The following is a 19725-nucleotide window of genomic DNA, read 5'->3' on the forward strand; positions in this document are numbered from 1 at the left end:
AACTATTTTTTAGCCAAAATTATAAAAAATTATCATTTATAGTAAAAGACCAAATAAATAGCAGTTATAATAAACCCCATTCAAATAAAAAAAATTTCTTATCTCCCCTTCTATTTCAAAGCCAAATTTTTCATATAAACCTATAGCCCTATTATTATCAACCCTTACGTCTAACTCTATCTTTTTTAAATCATTGTCCTTGCAATAATTTATTGTGTGTTCAAGTAATTTTGAAGCTATTCCTCTACCCCAATAATCTTTTAAAACACTTATGCCTAAACTAACTCTATGTTTTACTCTCTTTTTATTAATTCCTCTAATACTGCATATACCAACTATTTTTTCATCAATCTCACACAAAAACATCTTCTCTAACACAGACTTTTCAACTGTCTGTATAAACTCACTCTCTTTCTCTACACTAAGTTCTCTCTCATCAGATGCACATATTAAAAAATCACTCTCATCTGATACTTTCTTTATAAAGTCAACAACATTCTTAGCATCTGTTATATGTACTTCTCTTATAATCATAGCAGCTTCAAATTTATTATGTAAACTATAATATGATAACTCTTTTTTCATTTTTGTAAATACTATTAAATATTTTTTAAATAAAAAATAATAAAAAAATAAATAAAACATAAAGCATATATAAAACATTTGACAAAAAATCATCATAGATATAATATCTTTTCTTAATAAAATTAAAAAATTATCGGTGCTGTTATTATGTTGGACATAGAAAATTTAATTATAGTGATTATAGGATGCTCTATAGCTGGTTTTGTTGATGCTGCTGCTGGAGGTGGCGGGCTTATAAGTTTGCCTGCATATTTAATAGCTGGTATTCCTCCGCACACTGCTCTAGCTACAAATAAACTAACTTCCACATCTGGAGCCGTAGTTTCTGCTTTTACATTCTTTAAAAACGGAAAACTTACAACCAAACTAATAAAGTTTTTAATACCTATGACAATATTAGGCTCTATTGTAGGTGTTCAAGTTATTGTGCTTATAGATGCAAAAGTATTACAACCTTTAATAATGATACTTATTCTACTAGTAGGACTTTATACATTATTCTCAAAAACTTTCGGCACAGAAAATTTATTTGACGAAAACAATCTCAAAATAAAAAATTACATAACAGGAATGTTTTTCGCTTTTCTTTTGGGTTTTTATGATGCGGTATTTGGTCCCGGTACAGGAAGTTTTTTAATAATGTTTTTTGTAGTTTATTATAAGATGGATTTTCTTCTTGCATCTGGAAATGCTAAGGCTTTGAACCTTACAAGCAATTTATGTTCATTAATAATATTTGCAATAGAAGGAAAAGTTAATTATATGGCTGGCGTATTTGTTATACCTTTTATAATGATATCCACTTACTTTGGTGCTAAATTTGCAATCAAAAAAGGAATAAAAGTTATAAAACCTATATTCGTAAGCATATCACTATTAACGACATTAAAAATATTACTTGATATAATTAAATAAATAAAAAGTACATACTGAAGATTTTTAAGTTTATAAGAAAATAATTTTTATATTTTTATTATTTTCGGGGACTAGCCCCCGAACCCCCACTTCTTTTACGACCGTAGGAAGTGCCTTCGGTATTGGTATAAAAGAAGCAAAAGAACTGCATTTTTATCAAAAATATATACTTTATATAAAATTTAATAAATAATCTAACTATATTTTATTTGCACTTTTTGGTTCTTTTTGCTGCGGGAAAAAGAACAACAAAAAATTACAAACTTAAAAAGTTTTTAATATATAATAAGTACATATCAAATAATTATAAATTCTCTTTCAAAAGATTATAAAGCTTAATCATAGCTTCAGCAATTTCCTCTGGGCTGTCTTTTTCTGTATCTATATTATAACGATAAACATAATTTTTATCTTCATAAAACTTACAAAATATTTTATTTATTTCTAAATTTAATTTTTTTCTTAAAATATTATATTTCTTATTATCATTTAAATTATACAAGTAAATATGAAGAAAAAAACAATCTTTATTACTCTCCAATATCAACTCAACTTCTCCATTACAAAAACTATATTTTATATTATGAGAATATCCTTCTTGATATATATCATTAATAATTTCTCTTTCAGTCAAAAAAATATAATATTTTGATTTATCATTATTTTTTAAATAGTCTAATACTTTTTCTGTAAACTCAATATGTGGTTTAACTATTATGTGAATTTGTTTTTGGTTAATAATATCTATAACACTAGTAAATATTTTTCTATATTCTTCCGCGTCCTCTACAGTTTGTATGTCTTTGAAAATATTTTCTTCCAATAGTTCTTGTATTTTTACTTTTGTCATATCAAGCTCCTTTGTATTATTGCTTAGCATGTTAGCATTATGTATAGTCTGTATCATAGCAGACTTTAAAAGCCTATAATCTTTTATATATTTATTATCATTATCTAAAATATTTTCCATATTAAGAAAAGAATATTTTTCATTTTCTAAAATACTCTCAAGCCATAAAGCTATGTTTTAAAGTTTGAAAATTATTTCCAAGTTCTTTTTTTGATTCCTCTGATAAAGTATAAGGCTCATAGCCTGAAGGAGTGAGAAAAATCATATATAAGTTTTTATAATTATCTTTTTTCTTATTCTGGTAATAATCATCTAATTGATTATCCTGTTCCCCGGCATATATTTTATTTTCTATAATGATCGCAAAATCTTTTTTATAAGATATAAATAAATCTATTCTTCTAGTGTCTGCATACTCTTCTCTTTTTATACTTATATATGAATGATTTATCTTTTCTAATTCTTCAATATTTTTTAATCCATAATTCCAACCAAATTCTTTATCTTTATGCAGATACATAAAAAAATCTTTAACAAAACTTAATTCAGTATCTTCTTTATATTTTATATTTACATACTTTATATTTACTTCAAGCAACTTAGCAATCAAATTACTATTATAATTCTCATATTTTTGTAAATTTACCACATCAAATATACAAAACTGAGGAGGATATTGTTTCATTTCCTCTTTTATTTCTTTTATTATTGTTTTAGTTTTAGAAAAGATTTCATTTAATCTATTTCTTTTTAATTTTTCATCTTTTTTGAATTCATTTATTAAGGTTAATAATGTGTTTTCAATAATTTCTGTATTCATGCATTGAGTATAATATATAAATATAAAAAAATCAATTAATTTAGTATTTAGAAAATTAATCTAATATGAATATAATTTTGATTTATAATATTTTTCTTTAATGTAATACAATGTTATCTAAACAAGATATAAAAATGCAGTTCTTTTGGTTCTTTTATACCAATACCTAAGGCACTTCCTACGGTCGTACCGAGTAGGTGCCTATCGGCAAAAGAACTGGGGGCGTGTACCCTACGGGCACGCTTCGCAGGGGGCAAAGCCACCACAAATAAAAAATTAAAAATTTTTAGTATATATCAAATAATTATAAATTCTCTTTCAAAAGATTATAAAGCTTAATCATAGCTTCAGCAATTTCCTCTGGGCTGTCTTTTTCTGTATCTATATAGTATACATATGGATTTGCTTCTTCAAAATTACTAAATATTTCCTTTATAGAAGACTCTTTATTTTTTAATTTTTTATAACTTTTTTCATTATAAGTATAAATAGAAAACTGAAATGTACCTGATTCATAGTGATATTCTAATAATATATCTGCATTATAATTATTTAAATTGTATTTTATATTATGACAAAAATCTTTACTATAAGGATTCTCTTTTATATGTTTAGTAATTTCATCTATTTTTTTATAATAATAAGATTTATCATCTGAATTTTCATTTAAATATTTGATTACTTTATCAGTAAAAAACAATATAGGTTCAAGTGATATATCTATTTTTTTTTCATTAATAATATCTATAACACTATTAAATATTTGTTTATATTCCTCTGCATCTTCTACTGTCTGTATATCTTGAAAAAGATGTTTTTTCAATAGTTCTTGTATTTTTCCTTTTGTCATATCAAGCTCCTTTGTATTATTGCTCAGCATATTGGCGTTATGTATAGTCTGTATCATAGCAGATTTCAAAAGCCTATAATCTTTTATATATTTATTATCATTATCTTTAAATAAAATATTTATATCATGAAGAAAAGAATATTTTTCATTTTCTAAAATGTTCTCAAGCCATAAAGCTATATCGCTATGCTTTAAAGTTTGAAAATTATTTCCAAGTTCTTTTTTTGATTCCTCTGATAAAGTAGAAGGTTCATAGCCTGAAGGAGTAAGAAAAATCATATATAAGTTTTTATAATTATCTTTTTTACTATTATAATAATCCTCTAATTGATTATACTGTTCCCCAGCGGATATTTTATTTTCTATAATAATTGCAAAATCTTTTTTATAAGATATAAATAAATCTATTCTTCTAGTGCCTGCATACTCTTCTCTTTTTATAATTATATCCGAATGCTTTAATTTTTTGATATCATTAAATCCATAGCTCCAGTTAAACTTATTATTTAAATACATTAAAAAATCTTTAACAAAACTTAATTCAGTATCTTCTTTATACTTTATATTTACTTCAAGCAGCTTAGCAATCAAATCACTATTATAATTCTCATGTCTTTGTAAATTTACAACATCAAATATACAAAATTGAGGAGGAAATTTTTTCATTTCATTTTTTACTTTTTCTATTATTATTTTAATTTTAGAGAAGATTTCATTTAATCTATTTGTTTTTAATTCTTCTTCCTCTAAAAATGATTTATGTATGGACTTTATAGTATTACTTACTGAATTATATTTTTCTTCTTCATCTTTTTTGAATTCATTTGTTAAAGTTAATAATCTGTTTTCAATAATTTCTGTATTCATGCATTGAGTATAATATATAAATATAAAAAAATCAATTAATTTAGTATTTAGAAAATTAATCTAATATGAATATAATTTTAATTTATAATATTTTTCTTTAATGTAATACAATGTTATCTAAACAAGATATAAAAATGCAGTTCTTTTGGTTCTTTTATACCAATAAAAGAACTGGGGGCGTGTACCCTACGGGCACGCTTCGCAGGGGGCAAAACAGCCACAAATAAAAAACTTAAAAAGATTTTGATAAACTTAAAAACTTTTAATATATAATGATGTAATTGACATTTTTCTGTTTTTATAATAAAGTAACAAACTATGCGGAGTGGGTAAACGCGGTATTTAAATAACTAATACTGAGGAAAGTCCGTACCTCTAAAGGGCTTCATGCAAGCTAACGGCTTGAAGGCGAAAGCCTATGGAAAGTGCAGCAGAAAATATACCGCCTATTTTTAGGTAAGGGTGAAAAGGCGTGGTAAGAGCACACCGCATTTGTGGCGACATGAATGGCAGTGTAAACCCCATGAGAGGCAAGAGCAAACAGAAACCGATTGCCCTTTTCATAAAGGTTTCAGGTAGCTCGCTTGAGTACTGTAGTAATGCAGTATCTAGATAAATGTTTACCTTAAATGACAGAATACGGCTTATAGCTCCGCTTATTTTTTATAACTAAAACTGCATTAATATCTTTTAACATTTTTATCTTACTATGTTTAAAAAATTTTAATATATATATTTTCAACAACTACTACAATTTTCTAGTATTACAAAAAAATAAATTATAAGTTTATAAAAATATAGTTTTAATATATAATAAATTACAATTATTACTGTTTAAGGAGAAAATTATTTATGTCTGAAATAAAAAGAATTGCAATAATCGGTGCTATGGACTGCGAGATTGATAATTTTAAAAATATGATTGAGAATATAGAAGAAATTGAAATAGCTAACATTACTTACTATAAAGGCAAATTATGCGGCAAAGATATAGTGCTTTTAAAATCTGGTATAGGTAAAGTTAATGCTGCCATTGCCACAACCATAGCTATAGAAAAATTTAATGTAGAAAAAATAATATTTACAGGTGTTGCTGGTTCTGGTAATCCTGATTATGATATATCTGATATAGTTATTTCAAAAAATTTAATAGAACATGATTTTGATACAAGCGATTTAGATGGAGATGAACTTACTGTTTTAGTAAAAGGCTATAATGACAATTACTACCCTGCTGATAAAGCCTTAATAGAACTAGCTAAAACTTCAGCTCAAAAAGTTATAACAGACAATAAAGTTTATATTGACACTATTGCTACAGGCGACCAGTTTGTAGGTGATAACAATAAAGTAAAACAAATACATAATAAATTCAAAGCTGGTGCTATAGAAATGGAAGGAGCTTCAGTTGCACATGCTGCTTTAATGTATAACGTTCCATTTGTTGTAATACGTTCATTATCTGACAAGGCTGATAGTGATGCAGTAGTTGATTTTCCAAAATTCGTAGCAAAAGCAGCAGAAAATTCTAAAAAAATAGTAATAGAAATGCTTAATAATATTTAATTTTTTTTATTACTATTGAAAATATTTGCATATATATTATAATTACAAAATTAAATTAACATAATATTGGGGAGATTATGCCTGATAAAAGAACTATACTAAAAGGAAACGGCATTGGTAATTATGTATCTATAGGAGACTCATTTCTATATCTCAATTCATTAATAACCCCAATGTATAATATAGAAAAAGAAGATATCGATGAAGAATATATAAGATTAGATAAAGCAATAGAACAATCAAAAGAACAAATAGAATATTTAATAAAAAATGTAGATAGTAAGTTAAAAAATATACTATCTATGCATATTTTACTTATTCAAGACCCTGTAATAATAAAGCAGGTAAAAAATGAAGTAAAAGAAAAATTATTAAATGTGGAATATGTATATGATACTGTAATAACAGAATATTTTGATAGAATATCTGCTTTTAATAATCAAATGCTTTCAGAGAGAGCTAGCGATATAATAGACATAAAGGGAAGAGTAATAAGGAATTTACTTAATCCAAGTACAGACAGCAGCAGTTTTTCCATACCAAAAGACTGCATAGTGGTATCTAAAACATTAACCCCAAGCGATGTATTAAAGTTTAACAGTATAGGTGTTGGCGGATTTATAGTGGAAGGAGGTGGATATACTTCTCACGCTGCTATACTTGCAAAATCTTTTGGAATACCTACTATTTTTAATGTACAAAATATTACCAATAGAGCTAAAAATGATAGAAAAATCATAATAGATTGTAGAAGTAATATAGTAATATTAAATCCAAATGATAAAGATACTCATAATTACACTTTATTATCTGAGAATTTAAAAAAATACAAAGAACAGTCTATTAAAGATGCCAAAGAGAAGGCTATAACAAAAGATAATGTAGAGATAAAAATAAATGCTAATATAGATATACCAGAAGAAATGGAAAGCGTTATAAAATATGGTATAGATTCAATAGGACTTTATAGAACAGAGTTTTTATATATCTATTCTGATGACGGCAATACTTGTGCTTTACCAACAGAGGAGAGACAATTTAATGTATATAAAAAAATAGCCTCATCTGCAAATGGAAAAGTAATAATAAGAACATTAGATATTGGCGGAGATAAAATGGCTCCATCACTTGGTGTTTTTAATGTAAAAGAAGACAATCCATTTTTAGGCTGGCGTGCTATAAGATTTTGTTTATCAAACAAGAGAATATTTAAAAATCAAATAAGGGCATTATTAAGAGCTTCTGTATATGGAAACATAGAAATAATGATACCTATGATAAGCACTTTAGAAGAGTTTTTAGAGGCTAAAAAATTTATTAATGAAACTAAAGAAGAATTAAAGAAAGAAAATATAGCGTATAATGATAATATAAAAATAGGAGCTTTAATAGAAACACCTTCTGCTGCTGTCATTATGGATTTACTCATAGAAGAAACTGACTTTATTTCTATAGGCTCTAATGACTTAATACAATATGTATTAGCTTGCGATAGAACAAATGAAAAATTAACTTATCTTTATAACCCTATAGATATATCTGTTTTAAGAATATTAAAATATATTATAAAAACAGCAAATGATAATAATAAACTTGTAACATTATGCGGAGAGATGGGAGGAGTGCCAAAGTATACTCCTATTTTACTTGGTCTTGGCATTAGAGAATTATCTATGTCTGTAACTTCTATAGCCGAAGTGAAAAATGTAATAAGGTCTGTATCTATAAAAGAATGTGAAGAGCTAGTTAATAGTATGCTTGAAAATAAGAATAATGATTTTTCTAAATCCATTTTAGAAAGTTTTATAAAGAAACTACAAACTCAAAAGGTATAAGATGAACACTATAAAAAATATTTTAATTATTACATTAATAATTTTTTCTTTAAGCTCATGTAAGGTTAAAGATTCTATAAGCGAATTTCAAAAATTAAAAACAATAGAAAATACAGAAGATAGCGGTGCTTTGGGGGAGTTTTTAAAATCTCTTCCGAAAAAAGAAGAAGCAAATGCACAAACACCCTACAATGAATTAACAACTTTTCTAAAAGGAAGAGATCAAATATTATCATCAAACTATAAAGACGGCTTTGAAACTTTAGCTAGATTTTTATTTACATACCCTTCAAGTTATTATCAAAGTGAAGCGTCATATTTGCTTGGTCAAGCTATAATTTATATGATAGAAAATGATCCTCTTTATATGGATACTTTTTACAACAAATTAATATCTGAAGGAATTGTTGAGGGAGAAGAGAACTCTGCCAACACAAATGTTAATACTTCAACTACAAACAGAAGCAAAGAATTATTAAATATTTATAATCAATTAGGAATAAAAATTAAAGATAATGTATATACATTTAACGGAGCTATATTTGATAGAATAGTTGCTGATAGTGAAAGCGTATTTCCGCTCAAAGATTTTGCATACTATTTTGGAATGCGTCATAGATTTCAAACAATATCATCTTCAGAAGATAAAGAAAAATATTTAAGCAATGTAAATTATTTAAAAAGATTTTCAGACCGTTATAGAACAAGCGTACTTCAAGAGAATATATTAAATAACAAATCATATTTTCCAGATGTACTTCCTTTTGAATTAACTGCCAATGAAAAAACAGAATATGATAAAACAATGAACACAATTAAAGAGAGAATAGAGGCAATTAAACCTGTATTAAATGAAGATTATTACATAAGAGGAAATGGAATAATTATAAGAGATAGAATTCCTGCAATTAGTATAGGAAAAGAGACAGAACTACATGTAATGCAAAATTATGACTTTGTTACAGTATTAAACAAGACAAATGTATATAATAACAAAGAGAGAGAACATGAGGATTGGTCTTTGGTAAGATATGATACATACTATGGTCCTATCATTGGTTGGAGCTATTCTAGATATATGACTAATGATATAGAAAAAGTAAAAGATATATTTGAACATTATAAGTCTGCTATGAACTATTATAAAAATTATGATTATTTAAAATCTGCAAATTATTTTTCATATATATTAAATCAAAAAACTACAAACTATTTCACAGATAAATCAGTATATTTCCTCTGGAAAGTTAATAATAAAATAGGTGAAATTGTAAGTTCTAAAGACAGTCTTTATTATGATTATGTTTTAGAATATCCAAAATATTTTTATTATAATACCAACACATCAGTATTACAAAGCTCAACACTATTATATAACTATTTAGTAAAAATAATGCCAACTAATCCATATAGATTTGTTATAAGCGGAGACAGTGAAGCAGAATACAGCGTAGATTAAAATAAAAAATAATAATAAATAAAAAAGCCTCTTAAAATATTTTAAGGGGCTTTTTGTTATTAAATAAATTAAATTATTGCAAAGAAGTTAAAACTACTAAGTCAGCGATATCCTGAGCAGAACATCCTCTTGAAAGGTCATTAGCAGGTTTAGCAATACCTTGGAGCATAGGACCAATAGCAGTACATTTACCAACTCTCTGAGCAATTTTATAACCAATATTACCAGCATTCAAATTAGGAAATATTAATACATTAGCATTACCTTTAACTCTAGAGTTAGGTGCTTTTTGCTCTCCTACTTTTGGAACTATAGCAGCATCAAATTGAAGCTCACCATCATAAACAAAATTAACATTTCTTGAATCTAATATTTTTTTAGCCTCTATCACTTTATCAACAGATTCATGACTTGCAGAACCTTTAGTAGAGAAAGATAAGAATGCAACTCTAGGGTCTTTACCAGTCATTTTTCTAAAAGAATCAGCAGTAGACTCAGCAATATCGGCAAGCTGTTCAGAAGTAGGGTCAGGTATAACAGCACAATCAGCAAAACAAGCCATACCATCATCAAATAAAGCCTTATCAGGACTCTCTACAAAGAATGTAGAAGATAAAGTTTTAATTCCTTGTTTTAAACCTATTAAAAATAAAGCAGCTCTAAGCATTTCACCAGTAGCATATACAGCTCCTCCCACCATACCATCAGCACCGCCATCAGCTAAAATAGCAGCACCAGTGTATACAGAATTATAAACGATAAGCTCTTTAGCCTGATCTCTAGTCATTCCCTTTTTCTCTCTAGCTTTAAATAATAATTCTATATAGTTTTCTGTTTTAGATTCTACTTTAGGGTCAAATACTCTAGCAAAACTATCTCCTAATGTAAGTGAATTTTCTCTTGCCAAAGCTTCTACTTTAGCCCTATCTCCTATTAAAATAACATCCTTCGCTAAACCTTCGTTTTTTAGTATAACAGCAGCCTTAACATGTCTTTCATCATACCCCTCTGCTAAAATTATGCTTTTAGGATTAGCCTTAACCTTTTCTCTTAAACTATCCATAAATGATGCCATAATAAAACACCTCTTAATATAAAAATTAATTTTCAATATTTTAATGCATAAATAATTATTTTGCAAACAATTATATTTAGAATATTTTAAGTATATATTAAATTATAAAACAAAACATTTTTTTATATATTATTGTAGAACTTTTTCACAAATACTAAGAAAATATATTTAACTGCTTATGACACACCAAGCATTTTTATAGCTTCAGAAATATGGTCTATTCCTATAATCTTAACACCTTCTATGGATTTACTTAATTCTTTTACAGCTCTCTTTGAAATATAAACTTCTTTAAGGGAAAATTTCTTCATTTCTTTTATGCGTCTTTCAATAAACCTCACAGGTCTCACCTCTCCCGAAAGCCCCAATTCTCCAATATATGCTGTAGTTCTCTGAATAGCTATGCCGTACATACTTGACACTATAGCCATAGCAATAGAAATATCACTAGCAGTCTCTTTAACATTAAGACCATTTGCAATATTAATATAAACATCTTGATTAGAAAGATTTATATGACATCTTTTTTCTAATATAGCAATGATGATAAGAAGTCTATATTGGTCGTAGCCTATAGTAAGCCTTCTAGGATAACCAAAAGCACTGCTTCCAACCAAAGCCTCTTGCTCTACACAAAATACCCTACTTCCTTCTATTACAGGAGTTATAACACTTCCAGCAAATACAGCTTCATTAAGAGAACGAGTAAAAACTTTTGAAGGATCTTTTACCTCCATAAGTCCACTTTCTACCATCTCAAATATTCCAACCTCATCAACAGCCCCATAACGATTTTTCACAGCTCTTAATATCCTATATATACCTTTATCATCGCCTTCAAAATATAACACGCAGTCTACAATATGCTCTAATATTTTTGGTCCTGCTATAGTGCCTTCTTTTGTGATATGACCTACCAAAAATATTGTTATGTTTTTTATCTTCGCTGTTTGCATCAATGCCCAAGCACAGTTTTTTATTTGTGCTGGTGAGCCTGCTATACTGTTTGTAGATGGGCTGTATATTGTTTGAATAGAGTCTATTATAGCAAGTGTTGGAGGTTCATCTAAAAGAGTGTTTATTATATTATCGCAATTTGACTCTGATGATATTAAAAAATCTGAATCTTCTAATAAAAGCCTATCTGCCCTTAACTTTATTTGTTCAAGAGATTCTTCACCTGTAAAATAATAAACCTTTTCTTTTTTAGCAATATTTGAAGCTACTTGTAAAAGGAGAGTTGACTTACCAATTCCGGGTTCCCCTCCTATAAGTATCACACTGCCCGATACAATTCCGCCTCCTAATACTCTATTAAGTTCATCTATATTAGTTGATATTCTTATATTATCAGAAGTTTTTATTTTTTTTATTGAAGTTAATTGTGCTTTGTCTGTGGAGGGTGCATTTTTTACTGTTTTTATTTTGCTTTCTTCTGGTTCTGTAAAAGGCTTTAGGCTATTCCAAGAACCGCAGGAAGGGCATTTACCCATCCAATTTATAGTACTCTCACCGCAATTTTCACAAACAAATACTGTATTATTTTTCTTCGCCATTATTAAATTTCTCAAATATTTTCTTTCTTCTGTTTTTATCACTACGCCACAACATCACACCAAACAATATAACAATCAAAGGAACAATCACTATATTAATAAATCTCACAGCCATCTTTATGCTTTCAGGCACTTGATAAGGAGGATTAAATATTGCCCCTTTTCTTCTTATATCCATAAGAGCAGTGTCCCCCACCATATAATCAATCATATTCATTAAGAAAATTTTATTAGCATCAAAACCGCTGTTTCTTGCCATATCAGGAGAACCAACAACTATAACCCTTCCGCTTGTTGTGGAGTTTAATCTATTAACATTTGCTATATTAATATTTTTAGACTGAATAGGAATATCCTTGCCTTCAAAAGCACTAGTCATACTGCCCTGTGATATTGCCCCTATAAGTCTTCTAGAAAGTAAATTACTGTCTTTCGGCATACCGCTCATAGAGGAAGCAAAATTATTAGTTTCAATCCAACTCTTATCACTAGAATAAAATAATGGTGTAATTTTAGCATCATTGCTGTTAATTAATACTTCACTAGATAAAGGAGTAAGCATTAAATTAATACTTTTAGTTATATCACTTTTGGAATTAATATTTTCAGGAATTATAAGCGGTATATAATATAATTTTTGTTCAGGCATACCCTCTTGTAATTGAGCCATATAGGCATTATCATCAAATATCATATTTGTAGCTAAAGAAAGCCCATAATTTGGAAGTATTTCATTTAACCTATTAGTAGCAGCAGTTAAACGAGGTCCATACATTTGTGCATTAGGGTCATTCTCATCTATATGAGCCCCATTAACCATAAATAATACTGGCTTACCGCTCATTATAAATTGATCTAATTTATATAATTCTGCATCAGTAAAAGGAGTAAGGCTTCCTAAAACTATCAAAGCATCCATTGTAGAAGGAATATCCTGAGTATTTAAATTTATAGTTTGAAAATTATAATTAGCCTCTATTTCTGATACATATCTGCTTACACTAATATAAGCATCATCTGGATTGCCACCGTATTGAACTGGTATATCTATAGTATTAGGTTCATCATGCCCTTGAATATAACCAATATTAGCCTTTAAGCCAAGCATGCTGTCTATGCCTTTAGAAATCTCATCTGTGATGCCTGTAAAATCTCCATAGAGTATTGAAGAAGTAGAAAGTTCTAATACATCATCCCCATTTTCTAAAACTAAAGAAAAATATCCGCTTCCTTTTGGAACGATAATGCTTCCATCAGTATCTTTTATATCTTGCCATTCTAATTTATGTATATTAAGTTTTTTTATTATCTCTTCATTTTCTTGATTTGGAGTAGACATATCAACATGTGTAAAAACTACCTTATTCATTAAATTTTTATTAGCTTCTGTTACAGCCTGCATTATGCTGTCTGGTATTAACTCAATAGCACCAATAGGAAGCAATTCATAAATTTCTGGAGAAGATATATAATAAACATTTAAATTATTTTCTAATCTGCTTAATTTATCATTTTTATCAATAAGCTTTCTTATGATTGTATCAATATTATATTCTAAACCTTCAGTAGACCTTACAAAAGGTATAGACTCTATAGAATCACCATATATAAATGCTAAGCCCATATATGTTATTTTGCTGCTTGTTTGGTCTTTTTCTAAAACACTTATTTGAGTGGAAGTGATTCCATATTGATTTGCCATTGTTGTATTTGTAGAGGCATCTATTATTTCAAAGCTTATATTTTTTCCTGCTGCTGATTTATATTCTGCAAATAAATCTTTTATATATTTTTCATAAGTAGAAAAAGGAGGAGGAAGATTCGGTGTTAAAAAGAACTTTACACTTAAAGGCTCTTTTAAACTCTTAACCAAAGACTTACTGCCGCTGCTTAAAGAATAAATTTTATCTTTAGTTAAATCTATAAAAGGTGTAAATTGATTAACTATAGCGTTTATTAAAACAATAATCACAAGTACAAAAATAAAAGTTATTATTCTATCTTTTCTCTTAGTCATATCTATCCCATTTTAAAATAATATGCATTATATAAAGAATAATTATATTTGTCAAAGTATATTTACTTAAAAAACAGCTGTTTTATTTTTTTGTAATAAAATTAATATAATAACAAATAAAATAAATTTAAAAAAATGTGTTGACTTTTTTTTATAGTATGTTACACTAATTTTCACTTGCCGAGTTAGCTCAGTAGGTAGAGCAAAGGACTGAAAATCCTTGTGTCTAGGGTTCGATTCCCTGACTCGGCACATTTCTTATTATAAAACTCCATATGAACAACTTAGAACAAATTACAAACTTTATAAATCCCCTATATGAAGACAATCATATTATAGTAGCTGTAAAACCGCCAAACATTCCAACTCAAGCAGACAATACAGGCGATACATCTTTTTTTGAAAACATAAAAGATTACATCAAATTAAAATATGGTAAGCAAGGTAATGTTTTTTTAGGATTAGTGCATAGACTTGATAGACCTGTATCGGGTGTTATGGTGTTTGCTAAAACTTCTAAAGCAGCATCGAGATTAAGCGAGGCTATAAGAAATAGAAACTTTCAAAAAACTTATTACTGCGTAGTAAAAGGGATATTATTAGAAAAAGAAAATACTTTAGAAAATTATTTGATAAAAAAAACGAACAAGCTTGGCAATATTGCAATGGTTGTTTTTGAAAATACAAAAAATGCCAAAAAAGCTATACTTCATTATAAAGTATTAAAAGAAGACAATATTAAAAATTTAAGCCTTCTAAAAATAGAGCTTGAGACTGGAAGGTTTCATCAAATAAGAGTGCAGCTTTCAAATCTTGGGCATGCTATATATGGCGACAGAAAATACGGCTCATACATAAAATATGACAGAGATGATGTGCCTTTGGCTTTGTTTGCCAAAAGTATTAAGTTTCCACACCCTACAAAAAACGAAGAAATATTTATTGAGGCTGATTTACCAGATTATAACCCTTGGAATATTTTTAATAATTAATAAAAACAATATAGATAATTTTTATATTTTACGATACAATATATACATACATAAATATTATGGACTACAACAATGGAAAGAAAAGATTATGATTTGCCTTTTTTGTTGAGATACGAAAATGTTGCTTGGTATGAAAACAAAAAAGTAAGAATATTAGACAGAAGAATATATCCGACAGAAATTAGTTTTGTTGAATGTTATAGTTATAAAGAAGTGGCTGAGGCTATATATAACATGGTTACTCAGAGTGCTGGACCTTATACGGCTTGTGCTATGGGTATGGCTTTGGCAGCTAGTGAAGTTGAAAATAAAACAGAAAAAGAACAAATTGAGTTTTTAACTAATGCTTCTAATGTACTCGCAAACTCTAGACCAACTACTGCAAACAGATATAGAATCATAACAGAATCTGCATTAGAGGCAGCTAAAAAAGCATTAAAAGAAGGCAAAAGCCCAGTAGAAGCTATTTTTAATAATGCAATAGAATCTCTAAACAGAAGATATTCCATCATGGAAGAGGTTGGAACATATTTAATAAAACTAGTAGAAAATAATGCTTCTATATTAACTCAATGTTTTGGAGAGACTATTGTAGGAATGATGTGTAGAGCAGCAAAAAAAGAAAACAAAACTTTTAAAGCATATTGTTTAGAGACTCGTCCATATTTTCAAGGGGCAAGACTTACCTCTTCTTGTTTTTATGAAAGCGGTATAGATGTAACAGTTATTACTGATAATATGGCAGCATATGTTATGCAAAAAGGTGCTGTAAATATATTTACTTCAGCAGCAGACACAATCACAAGAGATGGATATATTGCAAACAAAATAGGAACTCTTCAAGCTGCAATATTAGCAGACAAATTTGAAATTCCATATTATGTTACAGGCATACCAGATAAAGACAAAAATAAAGGCTCTGATATAGTGATAGAAGAGAGAGACCCAGAACTTGTTTTATCATATAGAGGAATACCTAATACATTAAAAGGCGTTAAAGGAATATACCCTTCTTTTGATGTTACCCCACCTAAATTAATAAGTGCTGTTGTTACAGATAAGGGAATATATTCTCCATACAACTTAGAAGAATATTTTGAAACAGAGACTAGAGATTTCTATTGATGTAATTTAAAAATTTGTTAAAAATATTTTTAATTTTTATTTGTTGCATATTTGCTTTTATATAAAATAAAAATATATTTTTATAAATGTATATCAACTTTTTCCCGCCGCAAAAAGTTGCAAAAAGTGCAAATATTAAGTTATTATGTTTTTAATATAATGCAAACTGTATATTCAATCTAAAAATGTAGTTACTCGCGAAACGTAGCCGAAGGATAAAAACTTTTACGAAGTCCGCACCGCGACCGTAGGAAGTACCTTTAGGTATGGGTGCGAGAGAGACAAAAAAGTTGATAATATATCTATAAAAATATATACATTGACAAAACATATTTATTTCAGTATATTTATTAAACATTTGAATTTTTTGTATAACTATATTATAATAAAGCAACCTTAAAATAAAATGGATTTCTAAATGAAAAAAATAACTTTTTGTATAATAACTTTAATATCAATATTCGCTATCTCTTGTAAAAATGAGGGCGGTTCTATATATGCTATGGAGCAAAGATATAAAAACTTTTTAAATATATTACCTAAAGAAGTGAGAGATGATTATATATTAACTTCATCAAAATATTCTAATGAATACAAGATGTGGATTGATGAGTTCAACACTTGGGCTAGCAATACTATAAATAAAGAAATTGAAGATGAAAAAGAAATAGCTTCAAGATTAACTCCAGATAGAATTGAATATGCATTAGAAACTCTAACAAGCAGAAATTATGAAAGAGCATTACCTGTGGAATTAATGTCAAAAGTAAAAACTCATACAGATAATTTGTCATTAAAAATTAAAGAGCTTGAACAAGATGAAACATTTTCAAACTCTATGTACAAATTAAAACAAGATGAAGCAGTTACTCATTTCAATACAGAAGATACTATATTTTATTATGTTTGGAATTATTTAATTACAATAAATAGAGACAGAAGATTCCAATAAAATTAAGAATATCCTAGAAAACCGCTTCCTATTCTAACCATATTAGAGCCATGCTTTATAGCTAAGTGATAATCATTGGTCATACCCATTGAAAGTATTGATATATTTTTATCTTTTAACTTCATAAAGACTTCATTTAGAGTTTCAAACTCTTTTTCTATCTCAAAATCATTATCAACTTTTAATGATATTCCCATAAGTCCTTTTATATTAACATTCGATAAGTTTTTTATTTTATCATACACCATATTATAATCAGTTAAATTAAATCCGCCTTTTTGCTCTTCATTGCTTATATTAAATTGCAGCAATATATCTTGAACTTTGTTATTTTTTATAGCTTCTTTGTTTACATATTCAGCAATTTCAATACTGTCCACACTTTGTATTAAATCAGCATATCTTACTATATATTTTACTTTGTTTGATTGTATTCTTCCTATAAAGTGCCAAGTTATATTATCATAATCTTTATTAAGCTCCTCTGCCCTATCCCTTAAACTTTGAGCTTTAGATTCTCCTAACGGCAAATTAATATTCAAAGACAAAAACTCTTTTATAGTTTCTATTGGCGAATATTTACTAACTGCTACAATACTTATATCATAATTTACATTATATTTATCTTTAAGTGAATTTATATTCTCTATTATAGAATCATATTTATTTTTAATAGTATCTCTATCCATTAATATACCTCTTATACAAATATTATAAAATCAATAAAAAATCTTTCAACTAAAAAATAATATTTACATATATAATCAATTAATTTATATTTGACAAATAGTAATCTATAATATATATTTTTTTAAAAATAAAAACACATAAAAAACTATGAAAGAGATATTAAAAGAATATAATAATATTACTATAGATAACATAGAAGAAGTAGCTCAATATATATATAAATTGCTAAAAGACGGTGATTTAATTATAATGAATGGAGATTTGGGCTTTGGAAAGACCACTTTTGTAAGACTTCTTTCAAGACTGCTTCAAAGTGATGATATAGTAAGCAGCCCGTCTTTTACCTTAATTAATGAGTATGATATTATATTAAACAACAAAGAAACTATACTTCGCCATGTTGATCTTTATAGGCTTTCTTCTGTGGATGAACTTGATGATATTGGATTTAAAGACAAAATAAAAGAAGACGGAATCACTATGATAGAATGGGGAGAGAAGTTCATAGAGTATTTTGATAAGCCGTATTATTTATTTGAAATAGAAATGATTAATAATGACTGCAGATTATATAGGATTAGTTTAATTAAATGAAAAAAATATTGTTATTGCTTATTATATCAACATTAATTTTCTCATGTTCAAAAAGAGTAGACAGCGACACTATTGTTTATACAAAAACTAGTGTGTCATCTGTAAATATATTTATAGGCGACAGTATTACTTATGAAGTGCATATAATTTCAAAGAAAGATATAGATTATAATTATCAAGATATTTCTTTTGATGATAGAGTCTCACAATCTAGAATAATAAGTGTAGAGAATATAAATAAAAACAAAGGCAATTTTAAAGAGAGAATAATCAAATACAATATAGGCTTTTATGATGTTGGGCAGTTTGTAATATCTCCTTTTAAAATATCATATAATTATAACAACGAATATAGAGAGCTTTACGGAGAAGATATTAATGTATTAGTTAATCCTTTTTCTGACGGAGATGTTCTTCCTCCAATGAAAAGAGCCATTAGTATTCCTATGCCTTTATATGTGTGGATTATTATAATAGCAGTTTTAATAATTATAGTTTTAATAATATTCTCTGTATTGTTTTTGGCAAAATATATTGAGAAGAAGTTTAATGAAAGGCTAACAATAAAAGAAGATACTGAGGCTCTAAATGCTTTAAAAAATATAGACTACAACATTTACTATAACGAAAATAAATTTGCTGAGTATTATTTTGAATTAACATTTATATTTAAAAGATATTTAACAAAAAGATTTAGATTTAATATTGAAGACATGACAACTAGTGAAATATCAAAGTTGTTTGAAGAAAATAAGTTTACAGAAAGTGATACTATAATAAAAATGTTTACTGAAGGGGATTTAATAAAATTCGCAAAAGCTTCTGCAGATATAGAGTTAATGGAGAAAGATTATAATTTCTGTAAAGATTATATTATAGCAAATGGAAACTTATATACAGCATTAAAGAAAGAAGAAAAAGAAAAGAAAAAGCTAAATAAAAAATTAAAGAAAAAAAGAGTAAAAAAATAACAGGAA

General features: G+C 27.4%; 17 protein-coding genes, 1 tRNA gene and 1 other RNA gene. 11 read left to right on the forward strand and 8 right to left on the reverse strand.

Annotated elements, in window-relative coordinates; genetic code table 11:
- Nucleotides 1-36 precede the first annotated feature (36 nt).
- Complete coding sequence (locus GQX97_RS04300) at nucleotides 37-534, reverse strand: GNAT family N-acetyltransferase (protein WP_157150901.1); 498 nt, start codon at nucleotides 532-534, stop codon at nucleotides 37-39.
- Between the two features lie 198 nt (nucleotides 535-732).
- On the opposite strand from GQX97_RS04300, the gene GQX97_RS04305 reads away from it, so the two are divergent.
- Nucleotides 733-1500, forward strand: coding sequence for a TSUP family transporter (locus tag GQX97_RS04305; protein ID WP_157150709.1), 768 nt, complete (start codon nucleotides 733-735; stop codon nucleotides 1498-1500).
- A gap of 304 nt (nucleotides 1501-1804) precedes the next feature.
- On the opposite strand, the gene GQX97_RS14920 is transcribed toward GQX97_RS04305, so the two are convergent.
- The 3 genes from GQX97_RS14920 to GQX97_RS04315 form a co-directional block, all read right to left on the reverse strand.
- Entirely contained in the window at nucleotides 1805-2470 is a 666-nt protein-coding gene (locus GQX97_RS14920) for a hypothetical protein (RefSeq protein WP_232473258.1), read from the reverse strand.
- Between the two features lie 37 nt (nucleotides 2471-2507).
- A complete protein-coding gene (locus GQX97_RS14925) occupies nucleotides 2508-3170 on the reverse strand; it encodes a PD-(D/E)XK nuclease family protein (RefSeq protein ID WP_232473259.1) in 663 nt (220 codons plus the stop codon).
- Between the two features lie 304 nt (nucleotides 3171-3474).
- Nucleotides 3475-4887, reverse strand: a complete 1413-nt coding sequence (locus GQX97_RS04315) for a PD-(D/E)XK nuclease family protein (protein ID WP_157150710.1) — start codon at nucleotides 4885-4887, stop codon at nucleotides 3475-3477.
- Between the two features lie 317 nt (nucleotides 4888-5204).
- On the opposite strand from GQX97_RS04315, the gene rnpB reads away from it, so the two are divergent.
- The 4 genes from rnpB to GQX97_RS04335 all read left to right on the forward strand — a co-directional run bounded on the left by rnpB (nucleotide 5205) and on the right by GQX97_RS04335 (nucleotide 9747).
- An RNA gene (rnpB, locus tag GQX97_RS04320) (RNase P RNA component class A) lies at nucleotides 5205-5550 on the forward strand.
- A 189-nt stretch (nucleotides 5551-5739) separates the two neighbouring features.
- The gene (locus tag GQX97_RS04325; RefSeq protein WP_157150711.1) at nucleotides 5740-6453 is read left to right on the forward strand and encodes a 5'-methylthioadenosine/adenosylhomocysteine nucleosidase; all 714 of its coding nucleotides are present in this window, start codon (nucleotides 5740-5742) and stop codon (nucleotides 6451-6453) included.
- A gap of 77 nt (nucleotides 6454-6530) precedes the next feature.
- The gene (ptsP, locus tag GQX97_RS04330; RefSeq protein WP_157150712.1) at nucleotides 6531-8288 is read left to right on the forward strand and encodes a phosphoenolpyruvate--protein phosphotransferase; all 1758 of its coding nucleotides are present in this window, start codon (nucleotides 6531-6533) and stop codon (nucleotides 8286-8288) included.
- A 1-nt stretch (nucleotide 8289) separates the two neighbouring features.
- Nucleotides 8290-9747, forward strand: coding sequence for a hypothetical protein (locus GQX97_RS04335; RefSeq protein ID WP_157150713.1), 1458 nt, complete (start codon nucleotides 8290-8292; stop codon nucleotides 9745-9747).
- Between the two features lie 73 nt (nucleotides 9748-9820).
- On the opposite strand, the gene pta is transcribed toward GQX97_RS04335, so the two are convergent.
- The 3 genes from pta to GQX97_RS04350 form a co-directional block, all read right to left on the reverse strand.
- Nucleotides 9821-10822 carry a phosphate acetyltransferase gene (gene pta / locus GQX97_RS04340; RefSeq protein WP_157150714.1) on the reverse strand — a complete coding sequence of 334 codons (1002 nt, stop codon included), beginning with the start codon at nucleotides 10820-10822 and terminating at the stop codon, nucleotides 9821-9823.
- A gap of 176 nt (nucleotides 10823-10998) precedes the next feature.
- Nucleotides 10999-12378, reverse strand: coding sequence for a DNA repair protein RadA (gene radA, locus GQX97_RS04345; RefSeq protein ID WP_157150902.1), 1380 nt, complete (start codon nucleotides 12376-12378; stop codon nucleotides 10999-11001).
- On the reverse strand, nucleotides 12362-14395 hold the full coding sequence (locus GQX97_RS04350; protein WP_157150715.1) for a GldG family protein: 2034 nt from the start codon (nucleotides 14393-14395) through the stop codon (nucleotides 12362-12364). Before GQX97_RS04350 ends, radA begins: the two co-directional genes overlap by 17 nt.
- Before the next feature lie 179 nt (nucleotides 14396-14574).
- On the opposite strand from GQX97_RS04350, the gene GQX97_RS04355 reads away from it, so the two are divergent.
- The 4 genes from GQX97_RS04355 (at nucleotide 14575) to GQX97_RS04370 (ending at nucleotide 17464) form a co-directional block, all read left to right on the forward strand.
- A tRNA-Phe gene (locus GQX97_RS04355) sits at nucleotides 14575-14647 on the forward strand.
- Between the two features lie 23 nt (nucleotides 14648-14670).
- Complete coding sequence (locus GQX97_RS04360) at nucleotides 14671-15387, forward strand: RluA family pseudouridine synthase (protein WP_157150716.1); 717 nt, start codon at nucleotides 14671-14673, stop codon at nucleotides 15385-15387.
- 72 nt (nucleotides 15388-15459) lie between these two features.
- On the forward strand, nucleotides 15460-16512 hold the full coding sequence (locus tag GQX97_RS04365) for an S-methyl-5-thioribose-1-phosphate isomerase (protein WP_157150717.1): 1053 nt from the start codon (nucleotides 15460-15462) through the stop codon (nucleotides 16510-16512).
- A gap of 418 nt (nucleotides 16513-16930) precedes the next feature.
- Nucleotides 16931-17464 (forward strand): hypothetical protein, encoded by a 534-nt coding sequence (locus GQX97_RS04370; protein ID WP_157150718.1) that lies wholly within the window; start codon nucleotides 16931-16933, stop codon nucleotides 17462-17464.
- A gap of 2 nt (nucleotides 17465-17466) precedes the next feature.
- Here the strand turns inward: GQX97_RS04370 and GQX97_RS04375 are convergent, their stop codons facing one another.
- A complete protein-coding gene (locus GQX97_RS04375; protein ID WP_157150719.1) occupies nucleotides 17467-18153 on the reverse strand; it encodes a YggS family pyridoxal phosphate-dependent enzyme in 687 nt (228 codons plus the stop codon).
- A gap of 148 nt (nucleotides 18154-18301) precedes the next feature.
- Between GQX97_RS04375 and tsaE the strand changes: the two genes are divergently transcribed.
- Together tsaE and GQX97_RS04385 are read left to right on the forward strand one after the other, a co-directional pair.
- Complete coding sequence (gene tsaE, locus GQX97_RS04380) at nucleotides 18302-18748, forward strand: tRNA (adenosine(37)-N6)-threonylcarbamoyltransferase complex ATPase subunit type 1 TsaE (protein WP_157150720.1); 447 nt, start codon at nucleotides 18302-18304, stop codon at nucleotides 18746-18748.
- Complete coding sequence (locus tag GQX97_RS04385) at nucleotides 18745-19719, forward strand: hypothetical protein (RefSeq protein ID WP_157150721.1); 975 nt, start codon at nucleotides 18745-18747, stop codon at nucleotides 19717-19719. The genes tsaE and GQX97_RS04385 overlap by 4 nt, the downstream gene beginning before the upstream one ends.
- Nucleotides 19720-19725: the final 6 nt, after the last annotated feature.

It is taken from the genome of Brachyspira sp. SAP_772, assembly GCF_009755885.1.
In the GTDB taxonomy this organism is placed as follows: Bacteria; Spirochaetota; Brachyspiria; order Brachyspirales; family Brachyspiraceae; genus Brachyspira.